Here is a 1,872-nt window from a genome sequence, read left to right on the forward strand (position 1 = left end):
CCAGACCCACCCGTATCGACCGAGCTCGAAGGCGTGGCAGCCCAGCTACCCCTTGACCTGGATCAGCGCCCTCGTTCCGCTCGTGCGCCAGCGTTGGCCCTCCGTTGTCACGAGTGCCGTCTCGGTGGCCGGGGTGAGGCCCGTGATGACGTCGGACTTGAGGGTGCGCAGGGCGGCGACCGGGCCCGGGAAGTAGGACGTGACCGAGGTGAAGGGGGTGGTGGGTGGGTGGAGGCGGTCGCCCACCAGGCGGCGGTAGTTGAGGTCGCCCTTCATCACGGTGAGGTCGGCGGCGGCGAAGTCGTCGCGCAGGTCGTCCGGCATGTCCGCGTACGGCAGCGGGGCGCAGGAGAAGGGGTGGGCGCTGAGGCTGAGGCGGCCGTCGGTGAGGGCGGTGTGGAGGCGATGGCCCGCCGCGGTCTTCGCGGCGATCAGATGGCGTACGGCGTCCAGGGTGTCCGCGGTGGTGGCGTCGGAGACGAAGTACGGGTACGGCTTCAGGTGCAGTACGGCGCGGTCGAAGTGGCCGTGGGCGAGGAGGTGGTCGATGAGGAGGAGGTCGGGGATCAGCTCGCGTCCCGCGTTGTCGGCCACCAGACAGAACACTCCACCGCCGTCCGACAGCAGGGACAGCAGCGACTCGCTGTCGTCCGCCACCAGTCGGGAGTCGGCGGCGGTCGCCTCGTGTCCCGCCTGGATACGGAAGCCGAGGTCCGCGCGGTTGCCCCAGAGGGAGCCGTGGAGGAGGGCCTTGAGCTGGTCGGGGAGGGGTTGTGCGGCCAGGGCGTCGAGGGCGGTGAGTTCGGCTGCCGCCTCCGGAGTGTCGAGTTCGGCGAGTTTGAAGGGGCGGAACGGGTCGATGCCCTGCCAGGGACCTGGGGCGAAGTAGCCGACGGCGTGGAGGAGTTGGCGGTAGAAGCAGCTCTCGGCGGCGAGGAAGGGCAGGTCGAACCAGGAGCGGCCGGCGTAGTGGCGTACGTTCCAGGTGTCCCACCACTCGTCGTCGGCCGGTGGTTCGACGACGCCCTCGGTGGTGTTCTTCAGCAACCCGTCGAGTGCGCGGCGCTGTTCGGGGCCGTAGGGGGTGGCGTCCTGGACCTTGCGGATGAGGGCGGGGTGCCGTTCGGCCAGCACGCTGTGCGGGAAGGAGGCGGGGTCCGCGCTGCGGATCACGGGGGCGGCGGCGTCAGACATGGCCGGGGGTTCCTCCGGGGGCCGCGGGTGGCCGGGGTGGTAGGTCCACGCCCTTCATCTGCTTGTCGAAGAGCTTGTCGAATCCGGCCTCGGTCCATACGTACTTCTTGAACTGCTCCGGCGTCAGCGGGCCCGGCCAGGGGCTGCCGCCGGGGTAGAACACCGAGTCGCACGACGAACAGTGGTACGCGGGGCTCCAGAGTCCTTCGGCGCGCGCCCGGCCCGACGCGACGATGTTCCGTTCGCGCCTCTCGTCGCGGATCACCGCGAGCGTGCCGACGAACAGCAGCACGGCGAGGATCGAACCGCCGATCGTGTAGAGCGGCTTGTCGTTCTGCACACCGCTGTAGGCGAGGCCGACGCCGATGCCGGACAGCACCATGCCTTCGAGGAAGTGCAGCACGCTGTCGGAACCCGAGTGCACGCCCGGGGCCTTCGCCAGCCGGTCCACGAGGCCGCCGCGCCGTGCCTCCGGATCGGCGCAGGTCTCGGCGACCGTGCGCACCGACGGACCCGTGGCGCCGCAGCCGGGACACACCACCGCGACGGGCTGCGCGGGCCGCCCGTACAGCTGTGCCTGCTCGGTGTTATCTGTCGACATACACATACGCTAACGGGCCGGGCGGACACACATGCGCGGGCGGCCAACGGCTGAGGCTGACACATGTGCGCCGGCGG

The 1,872-nt window shown here is 70.6% G+C and carries 2 protein-coding genes; both read right to left on the reverse strand.

Annotation, left to right across the window (positions count from 1 at the left end; translation table 11 throughout):
- Positions 1 to 45 precede the first annotated feature (45 nt).
- A complete protein-coding gene (locus tag STRIP9103_RS27970; RefSeq protein WP_009325131.1) occupies positions 46 to 1,194 on the reverse strand; it encodes a damage-control phosphatase ARMT1 family protein in 1,149 nt (382 codons plus the stop codon).
- Positions 1,187 to 1,795 (reverse strand): hypothetical protein, encoded by a 609-nt coding sequence (locus STRIP9103_RS27975; RefSeq protein WP_009325129.1) that lies wholly within the window; start codon positions 1,793 to 1,795, stop codon positions 1,187 to 1,189. The genes STRIP9103_RS27970 and STRIP9103_RS27975 overlap by 8 nt, the downstream gene beginning before the upstream one ends.
- Positions 1,796 to 1,872 lie beyond the last annotated feature (77 nt).

It is taken from the genome of Streptomyces ipomoeae 91-03 (genome assembly GCF_000317595.1).
Classification (GTDB): Bacteria; Actinomycetota; Actinomycetes; order Streptomycetales; family Streptomycetaceae; genus Streptomyces; species Streptomyces ipomoeae.

Excerpts from the sequence above, each read along its gene's own strand:
- STRIP9103_RS27970 (WP_009325131.1), bottom strand. The coding sequence starts at position 1,194 with ATGTCTGACGCCGCCGCCCCCGTGATCCGCAGCGCGGACCCCGCCTCC.
- STRIP9103_RS27975 (WP_009325129.1), bottom strand. The coding sequence starts at position 1,795 with ATGTCGACAGATAACACCGAGCAGGCACAGCTGTACGGGCGGCCCGCG.